This is a genomic window from Streptomyces sp. NPDC023838 (assembly GCF_040639555.1).
Lineage (GTDB): Bacteria > Actinomycetota > Actinomycetes > Streptomycetales > Streptomycetaceae > Streptomyces.
The window spans coordinates 142,730-168,214 of record NZ_JBFAAD010000011.1 but is presented as its reverse complement, the minus strand read 5'-3'; the positions used below and the strand labels follow the sequence as shown (position 1 = coordinate 168,214).

Below are 25,485 nucleotides of genomic sequence, written 5' to 3'. Positions count from 1 at the left end.
GCGCCAGTGGATCACCGGGGTCGACTATCGGCCAAACCAATGCAGCAGAGTAAGAGTTCGGCCGGTGCCGTCACCGAGTACGCCTCGAGGGGGCCTCGACCGGGCGCTCCCACGCTGAGGCGCTTCCCATTCCCACGGATACCGAACGCTGAAGTGGAGAGGGTTTGATGCGAACCGTCAGGACTGCCCCTCATGCGGATACCGGCGGCGCCGGGGGGCACAGCAGAATTCTCGGAATCGGCGGATACCGCCCCCGGCGGGTGGTCGGCAACGCCGAGCTGTGCGAGGCGATCGACTCCACCGAGGAGTGGATCGAGACCCGCTCCGGGATCCGCGAACGCCGCTTCGCGGCGGCGGACGAGACGCTGCACTCGATGGCCGTCGCGGCCGCCGGGAAGGCCCTCGCCGCGGCCGGCGTCGACCCGATGCGGATCGACCTCGTCCTCCTCGCCAGCATGTCCCAACTCGACCAGACACCACCGCTGTCGGCGCGGGTCGCCCACGCACTCGGCGCCCGGGCGGCCGCGGCGATCGACCTGTCGGCCGCATGCGCCGGCTTCTGCCACGCCCTCGCCCTCGCCTCGGACGCGGTACGCGCGGGCAGCGCCCGGCACGTCCTGGTCATCGGCGCGGAGCGGATGACCGACATCGTGGAGCGCACCGACCGGGGCAGCGCCTTCCTCTTCGCGGACGGCGCCGGAGCCGTGGTCGTCGCAGGCGCGGACGCACCCGGCATCGGACCGGTCGTGCGGCGCGCGGACGGCGCCTACAGCGAGGCCCTGCGGATGACCGCCCCGTGGGGCGACAGCACGGGCGTGCGGCCCTGGATGAGGATGGACGGCCGCAGGATCTTCCGCTGGGCGATGGACGAGGTGGCGCCGGCGGCGGCCGAGGCGTTGCGGGCGGCGGGCGTGACACCCGACGGGCTCGGCGCCTTCGTCCCGCACCAGGCGAACCTGCGGATCATCGACCTCATGGCGGAGCGCCTGGGCCTGGGCTCCCGTACGGCGGTCGCCCGCGACGTCGTCCGGATGGGCAACACCTCCGCCGCCTCGATCCCCCTCGCCCTGGAGGCCCTGCTCGCCGAAGGACGGGCGGTCGGCGGCGACACGGCTCTCCTCGTCGGCTTCGGCGCCGGGCTCAACTACGCGGCCCAGGTGGTGGTCCTGCCGTGACCGAGAGGAACGCGACCGTACGTCCGACGGCGTCCGACAGCTTCCGCTCCGCGATGGCGCGCTGCGCGGCCGGAGTGGTGGTGGCGACCACCCGGGACGCGGCCGGCAGGCCGTGGGGGTTCACCGCCACCTCGTTCTGCTCCGTCTCCCTCGAACCGCCGCTGATCCTGGTGTGCGTGGCGCAGAGCGCCAGCGGTTACGGGGCGTTCATCGAGTGCGCTGAGTTCGCGGTGAGCGTCCTGCGCGAGGACCAACAAGAGGTCGCCACCCGCTTCGCCCGCAGCGGCGCCGACAAGTTCCTGCCCGCGCAGACCACGACAACTCCGGCGCTGCTACCGGCGGTTGCCGACGCACTGTGCGGGCTGGACTGCCGGGTGCACGCCCGGTACGAAGCGGGTGACCACCTGATCCTGGTGGGCCGGGTCACGGACGTACGCGTACGGAACGGCGCGCCCCTGATCCACCACGACCGCGCGTTCCGTACGCTGCGCCCCTAGGAACGGTGGAGCGCCCGTGCGTGCCACTCCTGGAGTGCGCGCACGGGCGCACCGTCCAGTGACCACCGGAGGGCGTCGATGCCTTGGACGGCGGCTGCGAGGGCCTGGACGGTGGTCAGGCACGGGACGCTGCGCGCCACCGCCGCGGTGCGGATTTCGTAGCCGTCGAGGCGGCCGCCGGTGCCGTAGGGGGTGTTGACGATGAGGTCGACCTGACCGTCGTGGATGAGCTGGACGATCGTCTTCTCACCGCCCGGGCCTTCACCCTCGGACTGCTTGCGCACGACGGTGGCGTTGATGCCGTTGCGCTTGAGGACCTCCGCGGTACCCGAGGTGGCGAGGAGTTCGAAGCCGTGAGCGACGAGCTCACGCGCCGGGAAGATCATCGAGCGCTTGTCACGGTTGGCGACCGAGATGAACGCACGCCCCTTCGTCGGCAGCGGGCCGTAGGCGCCTGCCTGGGACTTGGCGTAGGCGGTGCCGAAGACCGAGTCGATGCCCATGACCTCGCCGGTGGAGCGCATCTCCGGCCCGAGCACGGTGTCGACACCACGGCCGTGGATGTCGCGGAAGCGGCTCCAGGGCATCACCGCCTCCTTCACCGAGATCGGCGCGTCCAGCGGCAGCGTGCCGCCGTCGCCGTTCTTCGGCAGCAGGCCCTCCGCTCGCAGCTCGGCGATGGTGGCGCCCAGCGAGATGCGGGCGGCGGCCTTGGCGAGCGGCACCGCGGTCGCCTTCGAGGTGAAGGGGACCGTGCGCGAGGCGCGCGGGTTGGCCTCCAGGACGTAGAGGATGTCGCCTGCCATCGCGAACTGGATGTTGATCAGGCCGCGCACGCCGACGCCCTTGGCGATGGCCTCGGTGGAGGCGCGCAGGCGCTTGATGTCGTGGCCGCCGAGGGTGATGGGGGGCAGGGCGCAGGCGGAGTCGCCGGAGTGGATGCCGGCTTCCTCGATGTGCTCCATGACGCCGCCGAGGTAGAGCTCTTCGCCGTCGTAGAGGGCATCGACGTCGATCTCGATGGCGTCGTCCAGGAAACGGTCGACCAGGACCGGGCGGGTCGGGGAGATCTCGGTGGACTCCGCGATATACGCCTCAAGGCGGGTCTCGTCGTAGACGATCTCCATGCCGCGGCCGCCGAGCACGTACGAGGGGCGCACCAGCACGGGGTAGCCGATCTCGTCCGCGATGGCCTTCGCACCCGCGAAGGTGGTGGCGGTGCCGTGCTTGGGGGCGGGCAGCCCCGCCTCGGCCAGGACCTGGCCGAAGGCGCCGCGGTCCTCGGCGGCGTGGATGGCCTCCGGCGGGGTGCCGACGACCGGGACGCCGTTGTCCTTGAGCGCCTGGGCCAGGCCCAGCGGGGTCTGACCGCCCAGCTGCACCACCACGCCCGCGACGGGACCGGCCAGCGTCTCGGCGTGGACGATCTCCAGGACGTCTTCGAGGGTGAGCGGCTCGAAGTAGAGGCGGTCGGAGGTGTCGTAGTCGGTGGAGACGGTCTCCGGGTTGCAGTTGACCATCACCGTCTCGTAGCCCGCGTCGCTCAGCGCGAAGGAGGCGTGCACACAGGAGTAGTCGAACTCGATGCCCTGCCCGATACGGTTCGGGCCCGAGCCCAGGATGATCACCGCGGGCTTCTCGCGCGGTGCGACCTCGGACTCCTCGTCGTAGGAGGAGTAGAAGTACGGGGTCTTCGCGGCGAACTCGGCGGCGCAGGTGTCGACCGTCTTGTAGACGGGGCGCACCCCCAGGGCGTGGCGCACCTCGCGCACCACGTCCTCGCGCAGGCCCCGGATCTCGGCGATCTGGGCGTCCGAGAAGCCGTGCCGCTTGGCCTCGGCCAGCAGCTCGGGCTCCAGCTTGGCGGCGTCCGCGAGCCCGTCCGCGATCTCCTTGATCAGGAAGAGCTGGTCCACGAACCACGGGTCGATCTTCGTGGCGTCGAAGACCTCCTCGGGCGTGGCCCCGGCGCGGATGGCCTGCATGACCGTGTTGATCCGGCCGTCGGTCGGGCGCACCGCCTCTTCGAGAAGGAGCTTCTTGTCACCGGGCTCGCCGGTGAAGGTGAACTGCGAGCCCTTCTTCTCCAGCGAGCGCAGCGCCTTCTGCAAAGCCTCGGTGAAGTTCCGGCCGATCGCCATGGCCTCGCCCACCGACTTCATGGTGGTGGTCAGCGTGGAGTCGGCGGAGGGGAACTTCTCGAAGGCGAAGCGGGGGGCCTTGACCACGACGTAGTCGAGGGTCGGCTCGAAGGAGGCCGGGGTCTTCTCGGTGATGTCGTTCGGGATCTCGTCCAGCGTGTAACCCACGGCCAGCTTCGCCGCGATCTTCGCGATCGGGAAACCGGTCGCCTTCGAGGCGAGTGCGGAGGAGCGCGAGACACGCGGGTTCATCTCGATCACAATGATCCGGCCGTCATCCGGGTTCACCGCGAACTGGATGTTGCAGCCACCCGTATCCACACCCACCTCACGGATGATCGCGATACCGATGTCACGCAGCCGCTGATACTCACGGTCGGTCAGCGTCATCGACGGCGCCACCGTGATCGAATCACCCGTGTGCACACCCATCGGGTCGAAGTTCTCAATCGAACAGACGACCACGACGTTGTCGTGCTTGTCCCGCATCAGCTCCAGCTCGTACTCCTTCCAGCCGAGGATGGACTCCTCCAGGAGCACCTCGGTGGTCGGGGAGAGCGTGAGGCCCTGCCCGGCGATGCGGCGCAGCTCCTCCTCATCATGCGCGAAGCCGGAACCGGCGCCGCCCATCGTGAACGAGGGCCGCACCACGACGGGGTAGCCGCCGAGGGTCTCGACGCCCGCGATGACGTCGTCCATCGAGTGGCAGATCACCGAACGGGCCGACTCGCCGTAGCCGATCTTCGCCTTGACGGCCTCGACGACGCCCTTGAACAGGTCGCGGTCCTCACCCTTGTTGATCGCCTCGACGTTCGCGCCGATCAGCTCGACGCCGTACTTCTCCAGCACCCCCTGCTCGTGCATGGAGATCGCGGTGTTCAGCGCGGTCTGGCCGCCCAGCGTCGGCAGCAGCGCGTCGGGGCGCTCCTTCGCGATGATCTTCTCGACGAACTCCGGGGTGATCGGCTCGACATACGTGGCGTCGGCGATCTCCGGATCCGTCATGATCGTGGCCGGGTTGGAGTTGACCAGGATCACCCGCAGGCCCTCGGCCTTCAGCACACGGCAGGCCTGGGTGCCGGAGTAGTCGAACTCCGCTGCCTGGCCGATGACGATCGGGCCGGAGCCGATGACCAGGACGGACTGGATATCGGTGCGCTTAGGCACGGCGGTGGTTCCAGTAGGTCCGGACCGACGGGTCGGGCCTGCGCTTCAGGGGGTCGCGCAACAGCCGTACCGCCAGGCCGACCGGTGTGACGACCAGCAGATAGACGAGGGCGAGCAGCGTCGAGACGAACACCCGGTGTGCGGGAGCCATGGGGAGAACCCTTTCGTTCGGTCTTCTATCAGCGGAGTCCGTGAACCGTCGCGCGGAGTCGGTGAACCGTCAGTCCAGCGGGATCAGCTCGCGCCAGTCCTCCTTCTCGGACCACTCGGGCTGAGCGGTCTTCTCCAGCAGGAAGTCACCCATGGCCAAGGTGTCGATGTTGGTACGCATGAAGCACCGGTACGCGTCCTCCGGGGTGGCAACGATGGGCTCGCCCCGTACGTTGAAGGAGGTGTTGACCAGCACCGGGCACCCGGTCGTCGCGTGGAAGTCCCGCAGCAGCCGGTGCAGCCGCGCGTCCTGCTCGGCGGTGACCGTCTGGACCCGCGCCGAGTGGTCGACGTGGGTGACCGCCGGGATGGTGGAGCGGGGGATGCGGAGCCGGTCCAGGCCCTGGGCGGCTTCCGGCGCACTGTCCGGTTCGGCGGTGTGTACGCGCTGTTGTTCGGCGATGGGGGCGACGATCAGCATGTACGGGCTCGGCTGGTTCAACTGGAAGTAGTCCCGGGCGTGTTCGGCGAGCACGATGGGAGCGAACGGGCGGAAGGACTCCCGGAACTTGATCTTCTGGTTCATCACGGACTGCATCGCGGGGTTGCGCGGGTCGCCGAGGATGGAGCGTGCGCCGAGGGCTCGTGGGCCGAACTCCATGCGCCCCTGGAACCATCCGACCACCTTGCCCTCCGCCAACTGCTCGGCCACCCGGCGCGAGAGCTCGTCGGGGCTCAGCCGGGTGTGCGGGATCGCGAGGGCGTCGAGATACGCCTGGACGCGGTCGTTGTCGAAACCGGGGCCGAGGCGTGAACCGCGCATCGCATCACTTGAGGCGCGGGTCAGGGTCCGGTCCCGGGGCCTTCCGCGCTGGGCCAGCAGGGCCGCACCGAGCGCGCCGCCGGCGTCCCCCGCCGCGGGCTGCACCCATACCTCGTCGAAGATCTCGCGTTCCACGATGCGCCCGTTGGCCACGCAGTTCAGGGCCACCCCGCCCGCCATGCACAACCTGGACTCCCCCGTGAGCTCGCGGGCCGTCCGGGCCAGCTTGAGCATGATCTCCTCGGTGACCAGCTGCACCGACGCCGCGAGGTCGAACTCCCGCTGGGTGAGCGGCCCTTCGGGCTCGCGACGCGGCCCGCCGAACAGCTCCTCGAACGCCCGGCCCGTCATCACCTGCCCGTACAGGAACTCGAAGTAGCGGGTGTCGAGCCGGAACGAGCCGTCGTCCTTCACGTCGACGAGGTTCTCGCGGATCACTCCGGCGTGGACGGGCCTGCCGTACGGGGCGAGGCCCATCAGCTTGTACTCACCGGAGTCCACCTTGAATCCGCAGAAGTACGTGAACGCCGAGTACAGCATTCCGAGGGAGTGCGGGAAGGAGAGGTCGGCGACCGGTGCGACCAGGTCGCCCCGGCCGTGCCAGATGGACGTCGTGGTCCATTCGCCCACCCCGTCCACACAGAGCACGGCCGCCGACTCGTACGGGCTGGGCAGGAACGCCGAGGCCGCGTGGGACTCGTGGTGTTCGAAGGACTCGATCTCCGGTACGGGGCCGAGGCCCAGCCCCGCCAGCTGGTCCTTGACCGTGCTGATCGTCCGCATCTTCCAGCTCAGCCAGCCCGGCATGACGTCGCGGAAGGAGGTGAGGGAGCGCGGCGCGGTGCCCAAGTATGTGGCCAGTACCCGGCGGAACTTCCGGGAGGGGCGCTCGTAGTAGGCGATGCGGTCGAGGTCACCGAGGGTCAGCCCGCCCTCGTCCAGGCAGTAGCGCAGGGCGAGTTCGGGGAAGGCGGAGTCGTGGCGGCGTCGGCTGAAGCGCTCCTCCTGGGCCGCCGCAGTGATGCCGTCGCCGGTGACCAGGGCGGCGGCGCTGTCGTGGTAGAAGGCCGAAAGGCCCAGAACGGTGGTGGCCGGTGCGTTGGTGGCCATGCAGAGGTCAGCTCCTCATATCCGAGAGGTGCGGGTTGGACGGCGTGTGCGGTGGGCGCGGCGGCCGCGGAGCGTCGCGTACAGCTCGGCGGCCGTGCCATCGGGTGGGTTGAGCGAGCGATAGCCCACCCTGATCCGGTCCCAGACGGCCTCCTGCTGGCCGGGCCCGAGCACTGCGGGGAGATCGCCGAGATAGGCGTCGATGGCGTCGGCCGCCCAGGCCGAGTGGCCGGTGGCCACGTTGTCGATCGTGTTGTGCAGGTCCACGAACTGGGTGCTGAATCCGTGGTGGCGCAGCGCCACGCGCGCGTCGCGGTAGCTGCCGCCGACTCCGGAGAGCTCCATGGCGAGGTTCAGGCCGAGGATCTCCGGCATGAAGGTCTCGGGGAAGCGGGAGACGCTCAGCCAGAAGGCCGGCATGGCGAAGGCCTCGTCGCGGAATCCGGGCCAGGCGCTGAACTCCCGTGACGCGGTGGGCGGAAGGTCGATGCCCATGTCGCGCAGCAGCGCGCGGTAGATGCGCGGATGGTTGAGCTCCGACTCGCCGTTGCCGAGCTCGTCCCAGTAGGTACGGAAGAGGAAGTGGCCCGAGCGGGACGAGGCGTGCTGGTAGTCGGTGAACCCCTGGAGCCAGCCGCCGTCGATCATGATGAGCGGGGCGAGTTGGAGCGTCGAGTCGATGAGCTCCGCGCGGGTGGGCAGCACGGCCTCGCCCCGCCGGAAGCTCTCCGCGTGCCGGTCGTGCGCGCGGGCCAGCCACTCCCGTAACCCGTTCTCCGGGTCCCAGCGGGGCGGCAGCTGTTCCGGCGCGCGGTCCATGGCGTAGCGGGAGCGGGCGAGCCAGCGGGTCGCGTACCCGTGGGCGAAACCGCGCAGCTCGGCCGAGTCCTCGCGGCCGAGGAGGGCGCGGTAGGCCGCGCGGGCCGCGGCGGTGGTCAAGGAGCGCGGCGGCGCGGCTGGGAGCGCGGTCGCCCTCGCCGACTCGGCCGCGAGGTCGCTTCCCTGGGTGTGCCAGGAGTCCTGGGCGCGGTGCAGGTCCCGGTGGGTGGCGGACTCGGCACCCGGCAGCGGATGAAGGACCGATCCCTCCTCGGGCAGGAGGGCGATCCACCGGTGGAGCGTGGCGATCTCCTCCTCGGTGAAGATGCGGAACATCGGTCCCTTCGGTCCGATGAGCCGCCCGAGCAGAGGGCTCGCCTCCGGTTTTCCGGGGCGTACGAGACGGCTCTTGGCGAGCGCCGTCAGGAACGGCCGCGGCCCCGCTTCCACATCCGCGAACCACTCGGAGAGCGGGCGCCCGGCGAGTTTGAAGCGGGAGTGATAGACGGCGGCCTGCCGGGCCCGGGCGTGAATCAGCCGCCAGACCCCGTAGTCGGGGTGCCGGGACAGCGCCGCCTCGCGGTGCAACTCCTCGCTCCACAGCCGTATTTCGCGCTGGGCCCAGCGGAAGCCGCCGAGGAGCCGGCGTGTTGCGGCCTCGCCGCCGGCCGGCCCTTCGACGGCGTACCGGTCCTCCCGGTACGCGCGCGTCGCGGCAAGCGAGAGTTCGCGGCCGGAAGCCGCGGCGCCCGGGCGCGCACCGCCCATGTCGAGGGCGTCCCGCTCCACCCCCTCGGAGCCGCCCGCGTCCAGCGCCGCCGCGAGGGGCGGCAGCAGGCCCACGGCGCGCAGGCACAGGTCGGCCCCCAGGATCTCCGGCAGGAACGTGACGGGGCGTCGGCTCATGGCGAGCAGCAGCGCGGGCAGCCGGAAGCTGAAGCCCTCGATGTACTCGCTGCTCGCCAGTTGCACACCCGGCAGCTCCTCCACGATCCCGTGCCCGCGCAGCAGTGCGCGGTATTCACTGCCCCGGTCCGCCAGCGGACGGCCCGCGCCGACGTCGGACGCGTACAGCGAGAGCACTCTGAGGACCGGTTCCGTCTCGGAGTTGCCGGGAGCGGCGATCCACTGGAGCCAGGCTCCGGCGGAGAGGGCGAGCGGAGCGCAGTTGCGCAGGACGCGGCGCACGGTCTCCTGCTGCTCGGGCCCGGCGGGCCCGGAAGCACGGGCGGCCAGGACGCCGCGGAAGCGCTCGGCCTCCTGCGCGCTCCAGCGCCCGGCCGCCTCGATCAGCGTGGGCAGCTCCTGCCCGTGGTCCCCCGTGTCCCCGTCGTCCGCCGCCAGGGCCGTGCGTACGTGGCGGAGGTCGTCGGTGCCGAGCGACAGCGGGCCCTCGGGGGCAAGGGCGCGCAGATAGAGGCTGCGGTAGCGGGAAGACATGACGGTGGCAGACCTTCCCCTCAGAACATCGGGTAGATGGAACTGTCGTTGCGGCGCTTCTTCTTGCGTCGTTTGAACAGCGCGGCGAGCTTTCGGAGCATGGCTGATCACCTCGCTTTCGAGGGGGCGGGTGGGGACTGGTGCCGGGATTCAGCGGTCGAGCCCGAACTCGTCCTGGATGAGGCCGGTGACCACGCGGTTTCCCTCGTCGGTGAGGTGCGTCTGGTCGAGGAAGAGCCAGCGGTCGCGGTCCGGCGACGCGTTCAACGCCCGGGCGGCGTCCAGGAACGGCACCCCGCGCTGCTTGCAGGCGGCTTCCACCTGCTCGGCGTAGGCGGAGTGGACGGCGGGGTCGAGGATCTGCTTGAAGAGGTCCCACATCCGGGCGCGCTCGGTGTCGTTCTCCTCGATGAGGAGCCGCTCCTGCTCGGTGAGGCGCTTCCCGGTCCAGGACGCGGTGGGTTGGAGTACGTACCGGACCCGGGCGCCGGTCGGCGCGGCCAGTTCGAGGAGCCGGTCGAGATCGCGTGCCGTGTTGCGCAGCGCGATGGCGATCCGCTCCTCGGGGTCCGCGAGCTCCGGCTTCTCCTCCTCCACCACGCCGCCGCGGCCGATGCGGCGGGCCGCCTGGACCAGCTTTCCGCGTGCCCAGCCGGGCTGACCGCCCTGGTCCACGCCGGAGGAGCCGAGCTGGCGGAAGAATTCGCCGGAGAAGAAGAACTGCCCGTAACCGGAAGCGGCCATGGGCAGTCCCGCCACGACCAGGTTGTTGAGCCCGGAGAAGACGATGATGTCGCGAATGTCGGGGAGCAGATCGCGGTGCATCAGGAAGATCAGGAGTTCCTGGGCCGAATTGAAGGCGGGTGCCGCGAGATTGAGCCAGGTGGCCGAGGACGGCCCCTGCGAAAGCAGCGAGGAGAGGGTGGTGGCGTCGCTGGTGGCCCCGAAACCAAATGCCGGGGAGGCGCCGAGAAGGACGCTCACATCTCCCTTGGGCAGCGTTCCCCTCAGCGAGAACGACCCCGATTTCCCCGCCGACATACGGAAACCGCCCGCATCGGTGTTCACCACCGGGGAGCGGAAGTCGGGGCGGTTGAAGAACATGACGTACGGCATCCAGCGGATGTCACCCGTGGCGAATTCCTCGTAATGCCTCATGTGCGGAGTCAGCTTCTTCTGCTGTTCCACTGGTTCCCCTTAGAGCCGATGGGAGCCAACGGTGGGACCGAATACGTCCGGGCATTCGGTCCCACTAATTCCGTTCGCTCGGCTGTCGACTCTCGGGACCGGGGCTCGAGCACGGCTCGAAAGCCGTCGGAGCAGAGGTGGGCTCTTGCTGCAGCAGGGGGCATTCGGCCTCGAGGCGGAACCAGTCGCCCTCCACCGAGGTGCGCAGGCTGCCGCCGACGGCCTCCAGCCGAGCCGCCATGTTGTCGAGTCCGCTGCCCCGGCGCTCCGAGACAAGGGGCGCGCGCTCGGCGGACGCGCCGTCATTGGCGACACTGAGCCGGATCGTGCGGCCGCGCAGCGTGGAGTGGCGCTTGAGGTGGATGTGGCACTGCGATGCCTGGCTGTGCCGCAGCAGATTGGTGACGGCCTCGCGCAGTACGACGGCGAGCGCAGCGCTGACGCGGGGCTCCACCTTGTCGAACTCGCCCTGCACGCTCACCGTGAGCCCGGCGGAGTCCAGCACCCGGGAGGCGAGTTCGAGCTCCTTGGGCAGCAGCATTCTGCGGTTGCCGTGTACCACCGACCGGACCTCGGCGAGCGTTCTGCGGGTGATCTCCAGCGACTCGGAGAGCTCGCGCCTCGCCCGCTCGTCGTTGGTGCCGATCAGCCGGTACGAGAGCTCGCTCTTCAGGGTGATCGCGGAGAGGCTGTAGCTCAGTACGTCGTGCAGATCCTGGGTGAACCGCAGGCGCTCCTTCGACACCGCCACCCAAGCCGTCTCCGCACGCCGCCGGTGCAGATCGAAGACCAGATCCCCAAGTCTGCTCAGCGCGAAGGTGATCAGACCCACGGCACAGGTGGCCAGCGCCATGAAGAGGGTGGTGAGGAGGTCGTCCCCTTCCGCCAGCGCGATCAGGACGACGGCACCCGTGATGAGCCCGAAGAAGAGCCAGCCCATCCGGGGGCCGAGAATGACGGTCGCGGCGCCGGCCAGGAATCCGCACATGATGCCCGACTGACGGCCGGTCTGAACGGGCGCGAAGGCGATGAACGCCTGTATCCACAGTGTCCAGCACCCGTACCGGGCCCGTAACCGCTGGGTGTACGGACTGCAGTGGAGCATCTGTATCGCATAACAACAGACCATCAGCACGACGGAACTGTACGAATCGATTGAACTGTGGGACGTCTTCAGGAGGTTGGCCGTACCGATGGCCGCGAATCCCGCGTAGACCGCTGCCATCAGGTACACCGCATACCGGGGTGCCATCATCGCGGAACGGGGAGGTCGAGCGAGTTACCCGCCAACAGCTCGATGGATTTCTCCCGCATACCAACCATCTGGGTACCTCGCGCTTCTGGGGGGTGAGCAAAAAGACACGCGATCAAGACTCCTACCCGGGGCTGTTAAACGTAAAACCGGAATCTGTGCCGCGTACACATAGGTGGCTGAAACAGCGTGGGTACGGAGGGTGGGCCCCAGGGAGGCTCCACCGCGAGTGGAGGGTCCGCGCCTGTCATGCGTGGCATGCGTGCCATGCGTGTCGCGGGTGGGACGCGGGTCAGGCACGAGGAAGCGGAGCCGCCGCGGGAGGTGCGGGAATGGCTGATCCTCATGAACTCGACGTCAGCGCAAGGGACATGCTGCTGTCTGTCTTCGAGAGCGCGCGGAGCTCACTCGTGGCACGGGTGGGGAACCGCGATACGTCCGACTGGCCGTTGACGGCCCCTTCCCGCGCGGAGCCGCCCTCGCCGACCACGGGTGATCGGGCGGCCACGGGTGATCGGGGGCGGGCCGATGCCGATGTCGATGTCGATGTCGATGTCGATGTCGATGTCGATGTCGATGTCGATGTCGACGGTGTGCTCGTCGGAGGCCGGCCCTGGCGTCGACGTCGCTGACGCTTCCCGTCTCTCACGAGGGGTAGCCAAAACTCCCCGTCTGGCAGGCGACCCATCGAGCGTCGCCGGCAAGGTCATCGTCCGTGAACCTGACGGTGGACGACGGCCCCGTCAGACGCGTCCCGCCTGCCTGCGGGTGCTCAGGTGCTCAGGTGCTCAGGTGCTCAGGTGCTCAGGTCGGTGTCACCTCGCGGCACGACCGGTCGACCTCACCACCATGATCACCATGGCCACCACGTCCAATCACGATGACTCACAATCAAACGCACCAATCAGAGAACTGCTTCAGAACAACACAGTCAAGGGTCTCGACATCCCCTCTCCGTATTACGGCACAGACGGTGAGCCGCGAGCGCCTGAGTGAGCGACACATCCCATGTATGTCCGTCCAATTGGGCGCGCGGCGCCCCTTGACCGCCCGGTTCGATCGGGGCAAGCTCTTCCACGGCCCCAGCGAGCCGGGGCCGCACTATGCGGGCCGACGGCGACTCTCGCGGCATCCATCCAATGTATTGGTTCCAGGGTCGCCGCCCTCAGCGCCGGCGTCCCGCAGACAAGCGTTGCAGCGCGGCAGGCAGAAGCGAACAAAAGCAAACACGGCAGCAGAGACATGGGGGGCTTCTCGATGAGCGCGCCCTCACCGCCGGAACTGACCGTCCCGTGCGGAACGGGAGTCTCAACTGTCGAGCCAGCCCGACAGTCCGGAGTCCTGGGTGGGTCCCGGCCGGAGCGGCACGGCATGCCGAAGAGCCGAGCGGTTCGGCAGGCGGCCACCCGTCCGGCGGCGGCAGGCACACGCGTAGGCATCTCGCAGGTCGTGGCCACACGGGCTACAACGCCAACGACCCGACGATCAGCCACCGATTCACCACCGCGATCGTCAAGGGTGATTCCAACCGCTGGGAGACCTGCGGCGGCGACGCCCGGTCCGGCGACTGTCGACCTTCTGCGACGGCGCACGTCCCAACTCCGCCGGCTACGACCCGACGAAGAAACAGGGCGTCCCCCAACCGCCTCAACCCCTCAACCCCTCAACCCCTCAACCCCCAAGGAGACTTCGTGAACGACACGACAAAGGCCCCGCTTCGCCACCGGCAACGTCCAGAGACCGCTGGACGGCCGAACGCTCCAGCCGACTCAGAAAGCCGGCAGGGTGCCTACCGTCCCGACCGCAACCGCCTCCGTACGGCCCAGCGCCTGATCGCCGGCTCGGCGGCCGCAACCCTGGCGCTGCTGGGGCTGCTGACCGGCGGCACGGCCCAGGCCGCATCACCGACGCAGGCCGCGTCACCGACGCAGGCCACCCCGGCCGCGTCGGGCACCAGCCAGTTCCGCGGAGTGAACTGGGCAGATCCCAGGGACAACTTCATCACCGGCCCGAACCTCCCCGTCGACCTGTCGGAGTCGGACGACTACGCCACCGTGTACAAGAAGTCCACGGCCATCCTCAAGGGCTTCCAGAACCTGGGGGCCAACACCGTCCGCATGGGATTCAACGCGGCGACCACCTCGGGAGCATGGTGGGGCAGCTACACCGGGACGCTGGACGCGGCCACCGCGCTGGGGATGAAGGTCATCGTCGCGCCGTGGCTGCAGAACGGGAAGGTCAGCGACACCGCGTCCTTCTACCGGATGTGGGACACGATGATCAACAAGTACGGCGCGAAGAGCAACTTCTACTTCGACATCATGAACGAGCCCTGGGCGTACAACGCCACCGACCTGCCGAACTTCGAAGCCGATTGGCTGGCGCACTACCCCAGCCTCCCCCGTGACCACGTGATCGTCCCCGGCCAGTGGAGCGACGCGAGTCTGTGCGGCATCGGCGCCGACTCCCGGCTGTCCGGCACCCTGCTGTCCATCCACACGTACAGCATGTTCGGCGTCTCGCACAGCACCGAGGCCGACTGGGTCAAGGAGTTCACCAGCAACCTGTGCGGCTACGCCGACCGCGCGATAGTGACCGAGTTCGGCGACCCGATGAACACCGGCGTCGACTACAACGGCCCCAAGGACGGCAACAACAACAGATCCTTCCTCTACGCCGTCACCGACACCGCGCGCAGCCTCGGCATCGGTACCGTCCTGTGGACCGGCGTCAAGGAAGCCAACCAGACGCAGGGCCCGGGGCCCTGCGACAACGCCTCCTGCGCCATCACCTCCCTGAACGGCAGCGGCACCAACCTGTCCCTGACCGTCACCAACCAGTCCGGCCTCGACCGCCTCCAGTGGGCCTGGGGCACCGGCACCAACCCCGGCGGCGGAAGCGGCACGGGCAATGGCAAGGCACTGCGCGGCGTGGGCTCCAACCGCTGCCTGGACGTGCCCGGAGCGAGCACCACCAACGGCGTGCAGACCGAGATCTGGGACTGCAACAGCGGCACCAACCAGCAGTGGACCCAAACCTCCGCCAAGGAGCTGCGGGTCTACGGAAACAAGTGCCTGGACGCCGACGGCTACGGGACCTCACCGGGTACCAAGGTCGCCATCTGGGACTGCAATGGCGGCACCAACCAGCAGTGGAACCTGAACAGCGACGGCACCGTCACCGGCGTCCAGTCCGGGCTCTGCCTGGACGTCAAGGGCGCCTCCACCGCCAATGGCACCCTCGTCCAGCTGTGGACCTGCAACGGCGGCACCAACCAGAAGTGGAACCGACAGTAACGAGGAAGAAGTCGTGCCGGGGGTTCGGCGGAGCCCCCGGCAACTCCTCGGCCCCGCTCTGTTCTGCATTCGCGGCTTCCGGATCGGCGCCATCACTGCGCTCGGGCAGTTCATGGCGCCGCACCTTGCGGTTCCTGACCGGACAGCTGACAGCCAGGCGGCAGGAGATCGGGACGCGGTGGCGACGCCTGCCTGCCGGACGTCAGGCCCTGCTCGCCCTGGCCCACCTGCGGTGCGGCGACACCTACCCAACTGGCTGCCGGATTCGGCATCGGGATCGCGACCGCCTTCCGCTACATACGCGAGGCCGTCGACGTCCTGGCCGCCCTCGCCCCGTCCCTGGCCGAGGCGATGAGGACGATCCGCGCGAAGGCGTTCGTCATCCTCGACGGCACCCTGCTGCCGATCGACCGGATCGCCGCCGACGCCCCGTACTACTCCGGGAAGCACAAACGCCACGGCATGAACATCCAAGTCCTCACCGATCCGTTCGGACGCCTGCTCTGGGCCTCGCCGGCTCTGCCCGGCTCAACCCACGACCTGACCGCCGCTCGACACCACGGCATCATCGAAGCCCTCGCCGACGCGGGGCTCACATGCTGGGCGGACAAGGCGTACCAAGGAGCCGGCGGATCCGTCCGGGTACCGTTTCGGGGCCGCCGCCTCAAGCGATGGAAGCGCCGCCACAACGCCACCCACGCCACGATCCGCTGCCTCGGCAAGAAGCACGCCATGGCCACCATCAAGGGCTGGCGCCTCCTGCGGAAGCTCCGCTGCAGCACCAACCGAATCACCCGCGTCGTAAAGGCCGTCTTCGTCCTTCACCACGCATCAGCGTGAGGTTGAAAAACGCTCAAGGACTTCGCCTACCGCACCCGCTGCATGGAACTCATCGACGGCTCCGGCCTCAAGGCCCTGCTATGTATCGCCCAGCAGGACACGTGCCGGGTATTGGCTTGGCTGTCTGTTTCGGCGCCTGCGAGGAGGCCAGTCGGCAGGACTGCTGTGCTGGAGTCGCACCGCCAGTGACGAGCACCAGCAGCCCGCCGCCAGTTAGGAGGAAGATCACTCGGCCTCGCAGACAGCGAAGGTGTCCGCAACGAGACGGGCAGGGCTGCCCTCGACGACGCAGAGCGGGTGCTCAAGCCCGTGGGGGATGCACACACTGGCGGCGGGCTGCCATGTCGGCCAACGCATTTCGGTTACGCCGCAGATAGTGCTGGATCTGGTCCTCGGCGACGAGACCAGCAGGAGTCACGCATGGGGGCAAGCCCATGACGACGACCCGTGATCGTGGTGCGGCTGGCAGTCATAGCGTCCAGGAGCCCCGTGAGCAGGCAAGGCAGGGACGCTAACGTGCAGGGAGCAGAGGGCACTTGCGGACAGAGGGAACTCCTCGGGGCGGCAGCGGCACGGGCGGGCCGGCAGGAAGGAAGGAAGGAAGGAAGGAAAGAAGGGGGCTGGAGGGAAGACCGGTCAGCAGTGTCCACCGACCTGTGGTTCCCGGGGTGTTGTACGTTGACATGCCCCAGCCATTCGTTCCAATCCTGTGCGGCTTGTTCCCATCTGCCGTGAGCGAAGCCCGCAGCGTCACCACCAAAATCGCGAGAAGCCCCCTGGCAGCGGCAACAGGTCTGATGGGCCTTGTATGCGCAACCCCGGGTGATGGCTCGATGACGGTTTCGTCATCGAGCGCTGGCTCAGCCGTGATGGAAGCGTGCGACGTGCTCCGCGAGAACCCCGGAGACCTCCGACAGCTCCCCGGCAGCAGGCACTGGGTATTCCGTCGCATCGCCGCTCTCGAGAGCCCACTCGCTGCTGAAGCGGATCAGGTGGGTGGCCGGAATGAGGCTGGTGCGCAGCCACAGGGCGAACTGGGCGGCTTCGGTGGCGGTGGCGCCGGTGATGGTGATGACGGCGCTGTCCTCGACGGGGGTGTTGGCGACGCCTTCGATCCACACGCCGGGGGTGATCTCGATTTCGAAGTCGACGACGGCATTGTCGCGCAGGTGGCTGGTGCGGTACTTGGTGAACGCGTCGGGGAAGGAGACGGTGACGGCGTGGACGAAGCCTTCGACGGTCATGTGCCAGGCTGACGCGTCGTCCACGGGCGGGTGGAACAGGAAGGTGGTCCTGATGTCGTCGGGGGTGCTCAATTTTCCTGGTTCTCCCTCACGGCACGTAGCGTGCTGATCCATTGACGCCGTTCATGGCCATCATGCTCTGCCAGTAGCCGACGGCACTGCGGTCGTTGGTGACGATCTCCAGGCCGCGTATCTGGGCGTTGCGCGGGTCGGCGAGGGCCGCCTTGTAGCGGAACAGCTCCCGTTCGTCGGAGCCGTACATGCCGTCGACGCGCGGGTCGAACTTCAGCTTGCCCTGCTGGTCCGCCTTGGGCGGGGTGGCCAGAGTCTTGTCGACCTCGTCGAGGCTGCGGAAGGTCTTGCGGCAGTCGGGCTCGCGCACGTGTTTGGCCTCGACCGCGTACCCGTCAAGGGGGCGTAGCCCGTCGGCCATCAGGCCGCGCCCGCTGCGGCCGGTGGCCGAGGCGGGCAGCGGCAGCTCGCGCTCCGGATATCCGGCCACCCGTAACTGGTAGGCGTTGTCGGGGTTGCCCGGCCCGCCACCGCCGGCGAAGCCTCCAGCGTTCAACGAGAGCATGTAGGCACGGAAGCTCGCCTGTTCGGCGGGGGTCAACAGGCGCGTGGTGCCGGGAACAGGAGGGAGCGGGTCGCGCGTCAGGGTCGGATCGACCGCACTCCCCAGGGGCAGCAGGCCCGGCATTTGCGTGTGGGAGGAGGCGAGCAGGAACGGCGCCGGCTCCGGGAAGGGAACCAGCGGCGCAAAAGGGAGGCCCGGCAGCCCCGGACGGGAGGCGTGCGGCAGTTTGATGCGGCCTTGGGCCGCATCGAGGGCGTGGGCGACGTCGCCGAGCTGGTGGACGTACGGGTCTGCGAGGACCGCGTCGTTCAAGCCGCCGTCGTAACCGTTGCCGCCGAACATCGGCTGGTGCCAGGGCATGTCGAAGGTGAACGGGTCACTCTTGTGCTGCGCGATCTTCTTTGTCGCCGACTCGACGTGCTCTGCGTAGCGGTCGCACGCCTTCGCCAGCTGCGTGCACGCCGCCACCAGATTGGCCACCAGCGGCTCGTCCTCCTGCGCGCGGGCGGGCGGACACCCCAAGCCCACCGAGTTCTTGAAGTAGGTGTGGAAGGATTCGGCGGCCAGCCCTGAGTGCGCCTTGCTCGCGGTCGAAGCGTATGCCTGCGCGTCCTCCAGGAACCGCAGCGCGAGCTTGGCCGCGTGCCGCCAAGATGCGGCGACGTCGCGCAGCTTCTGCGGCGAGCCGCGGAACCGGTCGCTGTGCCCGCCCGGCGCGTACCGGTCGTACCACGCGGTCTTCCCCACCACCTCGGGCAGCTCCTGGCCCAGCCCGAGGAAGTTCTCCGAGCACTCGGCACCCGGGTCACCGAAGCCGTCCGTGAGATCCGCCTGCCCTCCAAGCAGCTCCGCCACGGCGTGGTCGGTCGCCATGAACTCCCGGGCGTTGCGCAGCAGACCACGGCCCGTGGCGCCGAGCACATAGGCGCTGAAGCCAAGTTGGTCGAGGGTCGTGGCGGCGGCCTGCCGGTAGACCTTCGCGAAGTGGTGACCCGCCGCGTCATCCCCGGCCATCCCCTGCTGGCGGTCCAGTTCATGCCGCAGGGCAATCGCGGTGCCACGCGAGCCCGTCATGGTCTCGACCAGGCCCATCGCGCCGCGGATCATCCCGCCAGCGATCACCCGCAGCTCTGGCGCAAGTCCCGACACCCGGCATCCCTCCCCCAACGCGGCGCCCCCTCAGCCTGGCCGACTGATGCAGGAGACACACGTGAGAGTCCAGCCGGAATCAGGACCCCGCAGCCATAGCTGCGCTGTCTACCGTGTGATCAAGGCGTACTGGCGCGCCACGGCCGGCGTCTGTCAGAAGGCCGTACAACGGGAGCGAAGCCAAAGCAGCGCGCAGGAGAACTTGCGCGGGCGGGCAGCGCCGTATGCGTTGGCAGAGTCGGGGCTGCCCCGCATCCCCGTGGCGGCCAGAATTGCCGCATACTGGCATGCCGCGAGCAGCTACCAACGGGCGGCGGGGATAGAAGGAGGCCTTGGTCGTCAACGCCGGGGGTGGGGCGGTTCACGGAGCAGGTTGACGACGGTCCAGCGGTGTCGACGCCGGGGGACGCGGCGACTGACCCAGCGGCTGGCGGTCTTGGGGTCGACCGTGCAGCCTTCGGCAGATCAGGCTGCTGCCCACTGGGCCCGACTGTCGCCGCGCAGAAGCGTGTCGACTCGGTGCGTCAGCTGCGCGGCTGCGGCTCGCTGGCCTCGGTCCGCGCGGCGGATGTATGAGCCGAAGGTGTGGAGGTCGCGGATCTGGCACAAGCCCGGCAGTCCGTCCCAGGTTCGAATGTCGTAGCCGTACCGGGCACTGAAGCTGTCGAGTTCGCTCTCGGTGCGCCCGAAGCGGACGCCTTGAAACGTGTTGGCGAGGTCGATCTCGCGAGGGCCGAACGCTGCTTCGTCCCCGTCGCCGAGCCGCGCCAAGGCTCCGTCCCACAAGGTGTGGCCTGGGTAGGCGTCGCTGTGGAGAAGGCCCTGTCCCAGAACGAAGTCGAGGTTCTGATAGGCGTCGAGCAGCTCATGGACCCGTTGGGTCAGCCATTCCTTCTGGCTGGTTGGAAGGGCAGTGGTCTCGGCGAGGGTACGGCGCAGTGAGCGTTTTCAGCGTGGCCACTGAGCGTTTTCAGCTTCGCCACTCCAGGGTGACGCCGTGACCCTCGCTTGAGCCTGGAAGCTCCTCGGCTGGGCACGCCAGGCACAGTGGGTTGTCTGTGAAAAGTCGCGGGCGGTCACTTCGCTGACAGGCCGGTCCTGCGCTTCGGGGCGGAAGACGGTCGTGGGGAGGGACGGGCCGCATGCTCGAAGTACCATCCCTGCAAGGTTCTCCGGCCGGTACTTCCCAACCTCCGCAGTGGCGTAGTCGGACGGAGACATCCCTGTAGAGAGGGCAGAGAGCGATGAGTGTGGCTGAGAGTTGGTCGCGTGTGATGAGTCTTCTTCGGGAGCACGCGCCGACCGATCACGCGGATCTGCCAGGGCCGGCCCCGGAACAGATGATCGCGGCAGCCGAGAAACGGATGGGGATCTCCCTGCATGGGGACCTGCGGACGTGGCTGCTTCTGAACAATCTGGATCTTCCCGAGGAAGACGTCGACGACGACGTCGCCTGCTGCGGTTACGCCGGGTTCCCTGACGAGGGGAGCTTCTTTCTGGGCATCCGGGCGATAGAGAAGCTCTACGCGAATCACCCCTTGTCCGGTGGGGGCGAATGGCGCGAGGAGTGGATCCCGTTCCAGTCGGACCGGGACGGCTGGATGGGACAGTTCATCGACACGAGGGACGGACGTATCGGCAGATGGTTCGTGGGTGCGCCCACGGTCACCGGCGAGTACACGTCACTGGCTCACTACTTCGACTCCGTGGCGGAGACGCTGACGAGGATCGGCGCGGGGGACTATCCGGTCTGTTCCGTTGCCGAAGGGCGACTTGTCTGGTCGTGAGACGGATTCCAACTGGATGACGGCCATTGCCAATCCGTCCTCACCCTGGAACGGCAATGAGATGCATCAGCGTTGCCGTTCCAGGGTGAGGACGGCTGCGGCGATGACGGTCATCCGGTTGGGGCTGCAGCGGGCGGGCGCAGGATCTGCCAGGACTTGAGTCGCGCGATGCTTCGTTCGACCGGTGCTCGTGCCGCTGACAGGGCTCGGTTGATCGTCTGCTGGGTTGTGGTGAGGTCCTGGCCGGGAAGCCGTCTGATGGGCGTGGTCACCCAGGGGCCGGCCCCGATGTAGGCGCGGTCAGCGAGCACGGGGACGCCCTGGCGTTCGCAGATCCGGATGATGCGATGGGTGCGGGCCGCGGTCAGGTCATGGGTGCGGCCGGGCAGCGCGGGCGAGACCCACAGCAGGTTGCCTGTGGGATCGGCGACGACCTGCACGTTCACGCCGTGGCGGCGGTGCTTCTGGGAGTAGTCGGTCCGGCTGTCGCCGACGCGGTCGCACTCGGCGAGCGTCCCGTCGAGCAGGACGTGATCCGGATCCGTCTCGCGCAGGACCCGCAGCAGTCCGGGTGCCCGGCAGGACAGGTGGTTGACGACGGCCGTGACGTAGGCGTGGGCGGTCCCGACGGATATGCCGAAGCCGGCGGCGATCTGCGCGAGCGTCTCGTGCCGGCGCAGGTAGACCAGGCCGACGAGGGCGCGCTGGTGGGGCGGCAGCTTGCAGCGTCGGTCACCCTCACGGGTAACGATGAGCATCGATACCCACTCGACCAGAGCGTGCGGCAGGTCGAGTGCGGCAGGACGGGGGACCAACGGGGTTCCTGTGTTGATGAGTTGAGACGTCGAGCACTTCTCTCAGCGGCACGGGAGCCTCGTGAGTTGCGGGACGCTGGCCCGTCACCCGATCAGTGGCCACTCTGAAAGAGCTCAGTTACTCACCCAAGAAGCTTGGGTTCTTCTAGAGAACAGAAATCCGTTGCCTGGAGCGGGCATTGCCTCTCCAGGCAACATTGAGTCCAAGCGCAGAAGGTAATCAAACGGCAGCCATACGTGACCTCCGGACCACTTCGGAACCTTCCCCCGGACCAGTCACGGACCAAGAAGTTGGAAATCGCTCAAAGCCGAGTGGGCGAACCTGGTCGGCGGCTGCTGGATGCGCCGGCGAAGCAGCTCACTGAACCACCGGTGCTCGCTGCCGACGTGCCGCGTGAGGTCCCCGAGAGTCCAGCCGGGGCAGGTCGGCACCGGCGTGGAGGGTCGGCTCCCGTGACCGTGGCGACGAATGCGGCGGTCTCGGCTGCGAAGGCCGCTCCGTGCTGGGCGGGGTTCATGACTGCGCCCTTCCTCTGATGAGGCTGCCCCAGCTGGCGATACTCAAGGCCTACGAGGTGTGGAGCACTGTGCTGCCCTTGGCAGCCGTGACGCGATAGCCGTCGGAGTCATAGGCGAAGCCGTGACGGTTCGGGCAAGTCATCCCGGCCCTCGTTGTCGGCGGGTCGCGTGCGGTGCAGGTCGTCGAGCCTCCAGCCGGTGCCCAGGCCGCCCACAGCGCCCCGCTGCCTTGCTTGGGACACGAGTCGGCGGCATCCGCTGAACTGCGGCCGTACCTCTGGTCACGCGCTATCGGCCGACCCGTGGCCCGGCGGGTGCCGGTTCGGCGAGAGCGAGGCCGGTCCGGTCGAGCGGGCGTACTCGGTGGGAGTCTGACCGTAGTGCTTCTTGAAGGCTCGGGTGAAGTGACTGCCGTCCGCGAACTGCCAGTGTGCGGCGAGTTCCGAAATGCTCAGGCGCCCTGACGGCGAGACAAGGGCGAGCCGGGCCTCATGCAGTCGCCGGTGGCGGATGTAGGTGCTCACCTGCTCCCCCACCGCGGCGAATGCCCGGTGCAGCGTGCGGACGGAGACGTTGAGTTCACGCGCAAGCATCGCCGGAGAAAGTTCGGGATCAGCGAGCCGACGGTCGGCGAGGTCCTTGGCTGCCTGGGTGAGCGCGGGAGCCAACCGGGGCTCTACGTCGTCGAACCGGCCCTTCACCACCGCCTTGGTCAGCTCGATCAGGGTACCTTGGGCAGCTGCCACACCGGCCGGGCCGAGGTCGGCCACGGTCATGTGGATCATGTCTGCAAGGGCCGTCAGCAAGCGCACCTCGGCCGAGTCCGCCGGCCCGGTGATGACCCGGTTCCCGAGCAGGGGTTTGAGCTCGCCGGGGGGCAGGACGAGGAACTTCGCCGTGAGGTGCACCGTCGTCTCGAAGGCCGTCAGGCGCCCGAGGTGCCGGACGAGGAACTGCCCGGCCGACACGGTCTGGTCGCCGGAGCCGGACGGGCCGCCCAGAGTCCATACGCCGCTCCGCACGACATACATGGCAACCAGATCCTGATCGCCGCCCGGGACGTCCGCGGTCCGGGTTGCCGACGCGGCGTGGAGATCGGCGATCGCCGCGCCATGCACCTTGGCAACCTTGCCCTTGACCCGGAAGTCACCGATCGTGTCCGGGCTGAAGGCCGGCAGTTGGAAGACATCGTCGCCGACCTGCGTCTGCCACCCGCGCCGGAAAACGTCGAGTCCCCGCGGTGCGGAATCCGGGGCGGTCGAGTCCACTGCGAACACCCCGCGCGCGCCGTCGACCTCCGCTCCAGTACCGTGCATCCCTCTGCGATCCTCTCGTCTTCATTGCTTCAACGCCGTCCTGTGGTGGTCGTGTTCCGCAGGACGCCGCCATGACCCATGTGGACACCGTGCCAATCTTCCTATAGACGGCTCGCATTGCAGCGGCCGGGAGGCAAAGCTGATGCTTCTGATTCGGCGAGATGAACGACGCGACCCCTGACGATCAGGTCGCAGCCTGATCGTCAGGGGTCGCACTCGCGCTCGGTCCTCCCCCATGGGCTCGCGCCGGGGACGTCTTCGCCGCCTCGATCGGACCTTTCGCCGGAGGTAACGGTTAGTGGCCGGCGCGCAATTCGCCGTGTGGGCCGATGGCGTCGGCCACGCCCAGGCAGGTGCTGCCCCGGAGGCACCGAGTTCGTAGTGCACAGACCCGGTGTCGACGGAACGGACCGTGAGCGCGACCTCGTAGTTGCCCGGGTAGGTCACTCACCGAGCCGCAGCCGAATCCGGGCGTCTTCCGGCCGGCGGGCCATGCCGATCGACCTGCCAAGCCGTGTCGGCCAAGATCATCCTGTCGCGGTCGTGTCCCACCGGGAACCCATCCGTGCCGGTGCCGGTGCCGGTCACCTGCAGGTTGCGCGGCTCGACGGTCAGCGGGCGATCGAGATCGCGAAGGGGGTGAATCCGATGGACCGGATGACGTGCGGTACGAACAGTATCGCGGCCTCCGTGGCGCGGGCGGTCTGGATCCCGCCGAGGTCGGTGATCCATTCCTTGCGCCAGCCGAGGTCGATGAGCAGTTCAAGGACGGTCCGCTTGGCCTCCGGTTCCTCGCCGGAGAGGAAGGCGGTTGGCGTCTGGGTGAGCGTGGCCGGGGCGGTCATCACCGGGAAGAGCATGGTGTTGAGCGTCTTGACGACGTGCGTTTCGGGAAGCGCTGCCTGGAGTTGCTCGGCGAGGCTTGAACCGGAGTAGATCAGGGCGGCGGGCAGTCCGTCCGGTCCGTCGACGGTGGCGTTGGAGACGTCCACGAGGATCTTGCCGTGCAGCTCTTCGCGCAGGGCGGCGAGACGTTCCAGGGAGCCGGCGCCCGGGGTGGCGTTGATGACGATCCGGGCCGCCCGGGCGGCATCGGCGGCGGCGCCCGGCGCGCGGTCCGCGACGGTCACCTCGTGCCCTGCCAGGGTGAGGGCTTTCGCCAGGTTGCCGCCGACGCGGCCGTTTCCGAGAACTGCGATCGTGGTCATGATGTTCTGGTCCTTGCGTGGGTGTGGTTGTGGTGTGCGTGGTCAGCGGGAGAGCGTGGCAACGGCCTCGGCGTGGACGCCGGGCGCGGCGGCCAGGAAGCTCTCGCTCTGCGGGGTCCAGGGGCGGCCCTCGGCGTCGGAGATCTGTCCGCCGGCCTCGGTGACGAGCAGCGCGCCGGGCAGCAGGTCCGCTCGGGCGCCGGCGAACTGCCAGAAGGCGTCGATGCGGCCGGCGGCCACGTTCGTGAGGTGCAGGGTCGCGGGCACGGAGGTGCGGACGACGAGCGCGTCGAAGAGCATCGCGGTGATCGAGGAGCCGACGCGCCGTACGACCCTCTCGTCCTCGTCCGGCCGGGCCTGGCTGGTGGCCACGATGCTCAAGGCCAGGTCCGCGGTCGGGGAGACGCGCAGCGGCCGGCCGTCAAGGTAGGCGCCGGCGCCGGTGAGCGCGGTGTAGGTCTCGCCGGTCAGCGGCAGGTGGACCGCGGTGAGCACCGGCTGGTTCTCACGCACGAGGGTCGCGGTCACCGCCCACTCCGGCAGCGCGTGCAGGTGGTTGACGTTGCCTTCGGCCGGGTCCACGACCCACCACTCGCCGGGCGGCAGCGCCCCGCCGTCCAGCTCGTCCTCCACCCAGCCGGCCTCCGGGCGCAGGCTCGTGAGGCGGGGGCGCAGGATGTCCAGGGCCGTGTCGTCATTGACGGCGAGCGCACGCATCAGCTCGTCACGGGTCTCGTAACGGACCACATCGCCGAAACGCTCGCGCAGCGCCGCACCGGCGGCGCGCACGGCGGTCGCGGTGCGGTCGAGCAGGTCGGCGTCGGAGGTGACGACGTCAGTGGTCTGAAGCGTTTCGGACATGGTGGTGCTCCTGTCTGAGGAGGGGTGATGAGCCCGGTCGGGGTCGCGTTCGACGGACGACGGACGACGGACGACGGACGACGGACGACGGGGGGATGAAGCGCGTTGTGG

18 protein-coding genes and 2 pseudogenes are annotated in these 25,485 nt (G+C 68.7%); 6 read left to right on the top strand and 14 right to left on the bottom strand.

From position 1 onward, the window contains the following. Positions 1–167 precede the first annotated feature (167 nt). Together AB0G17_RS16655 and AB0G17_RS16650 are read left to right on the top strand one after the other, a co-directional pair. The gene (locus AB0G17_RS16655) at positions 168–1,175 is read left to right on the top strand and encodes a beta-ketoacyl-ACP synthase 3 (protein WP_361382188.1); all 1,008 of its coding nucleotides are present in this window, start codon (positions 168–170) and stop codon (positions 1,173–1,175) included. Continuing rightward, positions 1,172–1,672, top strand: coding sequence for a flavin reductase family protein (locus AB0G17_RS16650; RefSeq protein ID WP_361382185.1), 501 nt, complete (start codon positions 1,172–1,174; stop codon positions 1,670–1,672). The genes AB0G17_RS16655 and AB0G17_RS16650 overlap by 4 nt, the downstream gene beginning before the upstream one ends. Here the strand turns inward: AB0G17_RS16650 and carB are convergent. The 6 genes from carB to AB0G17_RS16620 form a co-directional block, all read right to left on the bottom strand. Further along, positions 1,669–4,980 (bottom strand): carbamoyl-phosphate synthase large subunit, encoded by a 3,312-nt coding sequence (gene carB / locus AB0G17_RS16645; protein ID WP_361382182.1) that lies wholly within the window; start codon positions 4,978–4,980, stop codon positions 1,669–1,671. The genes AB0G17_RS16650 and carB overlap by 4 nt on opposite strands. Continuing rightward, the gene (locus AB0G17_RS16640; protein WP_361382179.1) at positions 4,973–5,131 is read right to left on the bottom strand and encodes a hypothetical protein; all 159 of its coding nucleotides are present in this window, start codon (positions 5,129–5,131) and stop codon (positions 4,973–4,975) included. The genes carB and AB0G17_RS16640 overlap by 8 nt, the downstream gene beginning before the upstream one ends. A gap of 69 nt (positions 5,132–5,200) precedes the next feature. Next, positions 5,201–7,063, bottom strand: a complete 1,863-nt coding sequence (locus AB0G17_RS16635) for a carbamoyltransferase (protein ID WP_361382177.1) — start codon at positions 7,061–7,063, stop codon at positions 5,201–5,203. A 15-nt stretch (positions 7,064–7,078) separates the two neighbouring features. Continuing rightward, positions 7,079–9,322: an iron-containing redox enzyme family protein gene (locus AB0G17_RS16630; RefSeq protein ID WP_361382174.1), complete on the bottom strand. Its 2,244-nt coding sequence runs from the start codon at positions 9,320–9,322 to the stop codon at positions 7,079–7,081. Between the two features lie 150 nt (positions 9,323–9,472). Further along, complete coding sequence (locus tag AB0G17_RS16625) at positions 9,473–10,510, bottom strand: SGNH/GDSL hydrolase family protein (protein WP_361382171.1); 1,038 nt, start codon at positions 10,508–10,510, stop codon at positions 9,473–9,475. Positions 10,511–10,574: 64 nt separating this feature from the next. Continuing rightward, positions 10,575–11,615 (bottom strand): histidine kinase, encoded by a 1,041-nt coding sequence (locus tag AB0G17_RS16620; protein ID WP_361382168.1) that lies wholly within the window; start codon positions 11,613–11,615, stop codon positions 10,575–10,577. 479 nt (positions 11,616–12,094) lie between these two features. Here AB0G17_RS16620 and AB0G17_RS16615 point away from each other — a divergent pair, with 479 nt between their 5' ends. From AB0G17_RS16615 to AB0G17_RS16605, 3 genes and pseudogenes are all read left to right on the top strand, one after another. Further along, the gene (locus tag AB0G17_RS16615) at positions 12,095–12,394 is read left to right on the top strand and encodes a hypothetical protein (protein ID WP_361382165.1); all 300 of its coding nucleotides are present in this window, start codon (positions 12,095–12,097) and stop codon (positions 12,392–12,394) included. A 1,059-nt stretch (positions 12,395–13,453) separates the two neighbouring features. Next, complete coding sequence (locus AB0G17_RS16610; RefSeq protein ID WP_361382162.1) at positions 13,454–15,058, top strand: ricin-type beta-trefoil lectin domain protein; 1,605 nt, start codon at positions 13,454–13,456, stop codon at positions 15,056–15,058. Between the two features lie 125 nt (positions 15,059–15,183). After that, positions 15,184–15,898, top strand: a pseudogene (locus AB0G17_RS16605) (transposase family protein). An 860-nt stretch (positions 15,899–16,758) separates the two neighbouring features. On the opposite strand, the gene AB0G17_RS16600 reads toward AB0G17_RS16605, so the two are convergent. The 3 genes from AB0G17_RS16600 to AB0G17_RS16590 all read right to left on the bottom strand — a co-directional run bounded on the left by AB0G17_RS16600 (position 16,759) and on the right by AB0G17_RS16590 (position 19,639). Then, positions 16,759–17,214 (bottom strand): hypothetical protein, encoded by a 456-nt coding sequence (locus tag AB0G17_RS16600; RefSeq protein ID WP_361382159.1) that lies wholly within the window; start codon positions 17,212–17,214, stop codon positions 16,759–16,761. A gap of 16 nt (positions 17,215–17,230) precedes the next feature. Beyond that, positions 17,231–18,868, bottom strand: a complete 1,638-nt coding sequence (locus AB0G17_RS16595) for a restriction endonuclease fold toxin-2 domain-containing protein (protein ID WP_361382156.1) — start codon at positions 18,866–18,868, stop codon at positions 17,231–17,233. Positions 18,869–19,333: 465 nt separating this feature from the next. Continuing rightward, positions 19,334–19,639, bottom strand: coding sequence for a hypothetical protein (locus AB0G17_RS16590; protein ID WP_361382153.1), 306 nt, complete (start codon positions 19,637–19,639; stop codon positions 19,334–19,336). Positions 19,640–20,112: 473 nt separating this feature from the next. Between AB0G17_RS16590 and AB0G17_RS16585 the strand changes: the two genes are divergently transcribed. After that, positions 20,113–20,655: an SMI1/KNR4 family protein gene (locus AB0G17_RS16585; RefSeq protein WP_361382150.1), complete on the top strand. Its 543-nt coding sequence runs from the start codon at positions 20,113–20,115 to the stop codon at positions 20,653–20,655. A 66-nt stretch (positions 20,656–20,721) separates the two neighbouring features. On the opposite strand, the pseudogene AB0G17_RS16580 reads toward AB0G17_RS16585, so the two are convergent. The 5 genes and pseudogenes from AB0G17_RS16580 to AB0G17_RS16560 all read right to left on the bottom strand — a co-directional run bounded on the left by AB0G17_RS16580 (position 20,722) and on the right by AB0G17_RS16560 (position 25,374). Further along, positions 20,722–21,470, bottom strand: a pseudogene (locus AB0G17_RS16580) (transposase family protein). 276 nt (positions 21,471–21,746) lie between these two features. Then, positions 21,747–21,902: a maleylpyruvate isomerase N-terminal domain-containing protein gene (locus tag AB0G17_RS16575; RefSeq protein ID WP_243879321.1), complete on the bottom strand. Its 156-nt coding sequence runs from the start codon at positions 21,900–21,902 to the stop codon at positions 21,747–21,749. Positions 21,903–22,270: 368 nt separating this feature from the next. Beyond that, on the bottom strand, positions 22,271–23,257 hold the full coding sequence (locus AB0G17_RS16570) for a helix-turn-helix domain-containing protein (RefSeq protein WP_361382147.1): 987 nt from the start codon (positions 23,255–23,257) through the stop codon (positions 22,271–22,273). A 659-nt stretch (positions 23,258–23,916) separates the two neighbouring features. Then, on the bottom strand, positions 23,917–24,513 hold the full coding sequence (locus AB0G17_RS16565; RefSeq protein ID WP_361382144.1) for an NAD(P)-binding domain-containing protein: 597 nt from the start codon (positions 24,511–24,513) through the stop codon (positions 23,917–23,919). 42 nt (positions 24,514–24,555) lie between these two features. Further along, on the bottom strand, positions 24,556–25,374 hold the full coding sequence (locus AB0G17_RS16560; RefSeq protein ID WP_361382141.1) for a 3'(2'),5'-bisphosphate nucleotidase CysQ: 819 nt from the start codon (positions 25,372–25,374) through the stop codon (positions 24,556–24,558). Positions 25,375–25,485 lie beyond the last annotated feature (111 nt).

Coding starts and splice junctions, on each gene's coding strand:
- AB0G17_RS16630 (WP_361382174.1), bottom strand. CDS start 9,322: ATGTCTTCCCGCTACCGCAGCCTCTATCTGCGCGCCCTTGCCCCCGAG.
- AB0G17_RS16560 (WP_361382141.1), bottom strand. CDS start 25,374: ATGTCCGAAACGCTTCAGACCACTGACGTCGTCACCTCCGACGCCGAC.
- AB0G17_RS16565 (WP_361382144.1), bottom strand. CDS start 24,513: ATGACCACGATCGCAGTTCTCGGAAACGGCCGCGTCGGCGGCAACCTG.
- AB0G17_RS16640 (WP_361382179.1), bottom strand. CDS start 5,131: ATGGCTCCCGCACACCGGGTGTTCGTCTCGACGCTGCTCGCCCTCGTC.
- AB0G17_RS16655 (WP_361382188.1), top strand. CDS start 168: ATGCGAACCGTCAGGACTGCCCCTCATGCGGATACCGGCGGCGCCGGG.
- AB0G17_RS16585 (WP_361382150.1), top strand. CDS start 20,113: ATGAGTGTGGCTGAGAGTTGGTCGCGTGTGATGAGTCTTCTTCGGGAG.
- AB0G17_RS16615 (WP_361382165.1), top strand. CDS start 12,095: ATGGCTGATCCTCATGAACTCGACGTCAGCGCAAGGGACATGCTGCTG.
- AB0G17_RS16620 (WP_361382168.1), bottom strand. CDS start 11,615: ATGCTCCACTGCAGTCCGTACACCCAGCGGTTACGGGCCCGGTACGGG.
- AB0G17_RS16635 (WP_361382177.1), bottom strand. CDS start 7,063: ATGGCCACCAACGCACCGGCCACCACCGTTCTGGGCCTTTCGGCCTTC.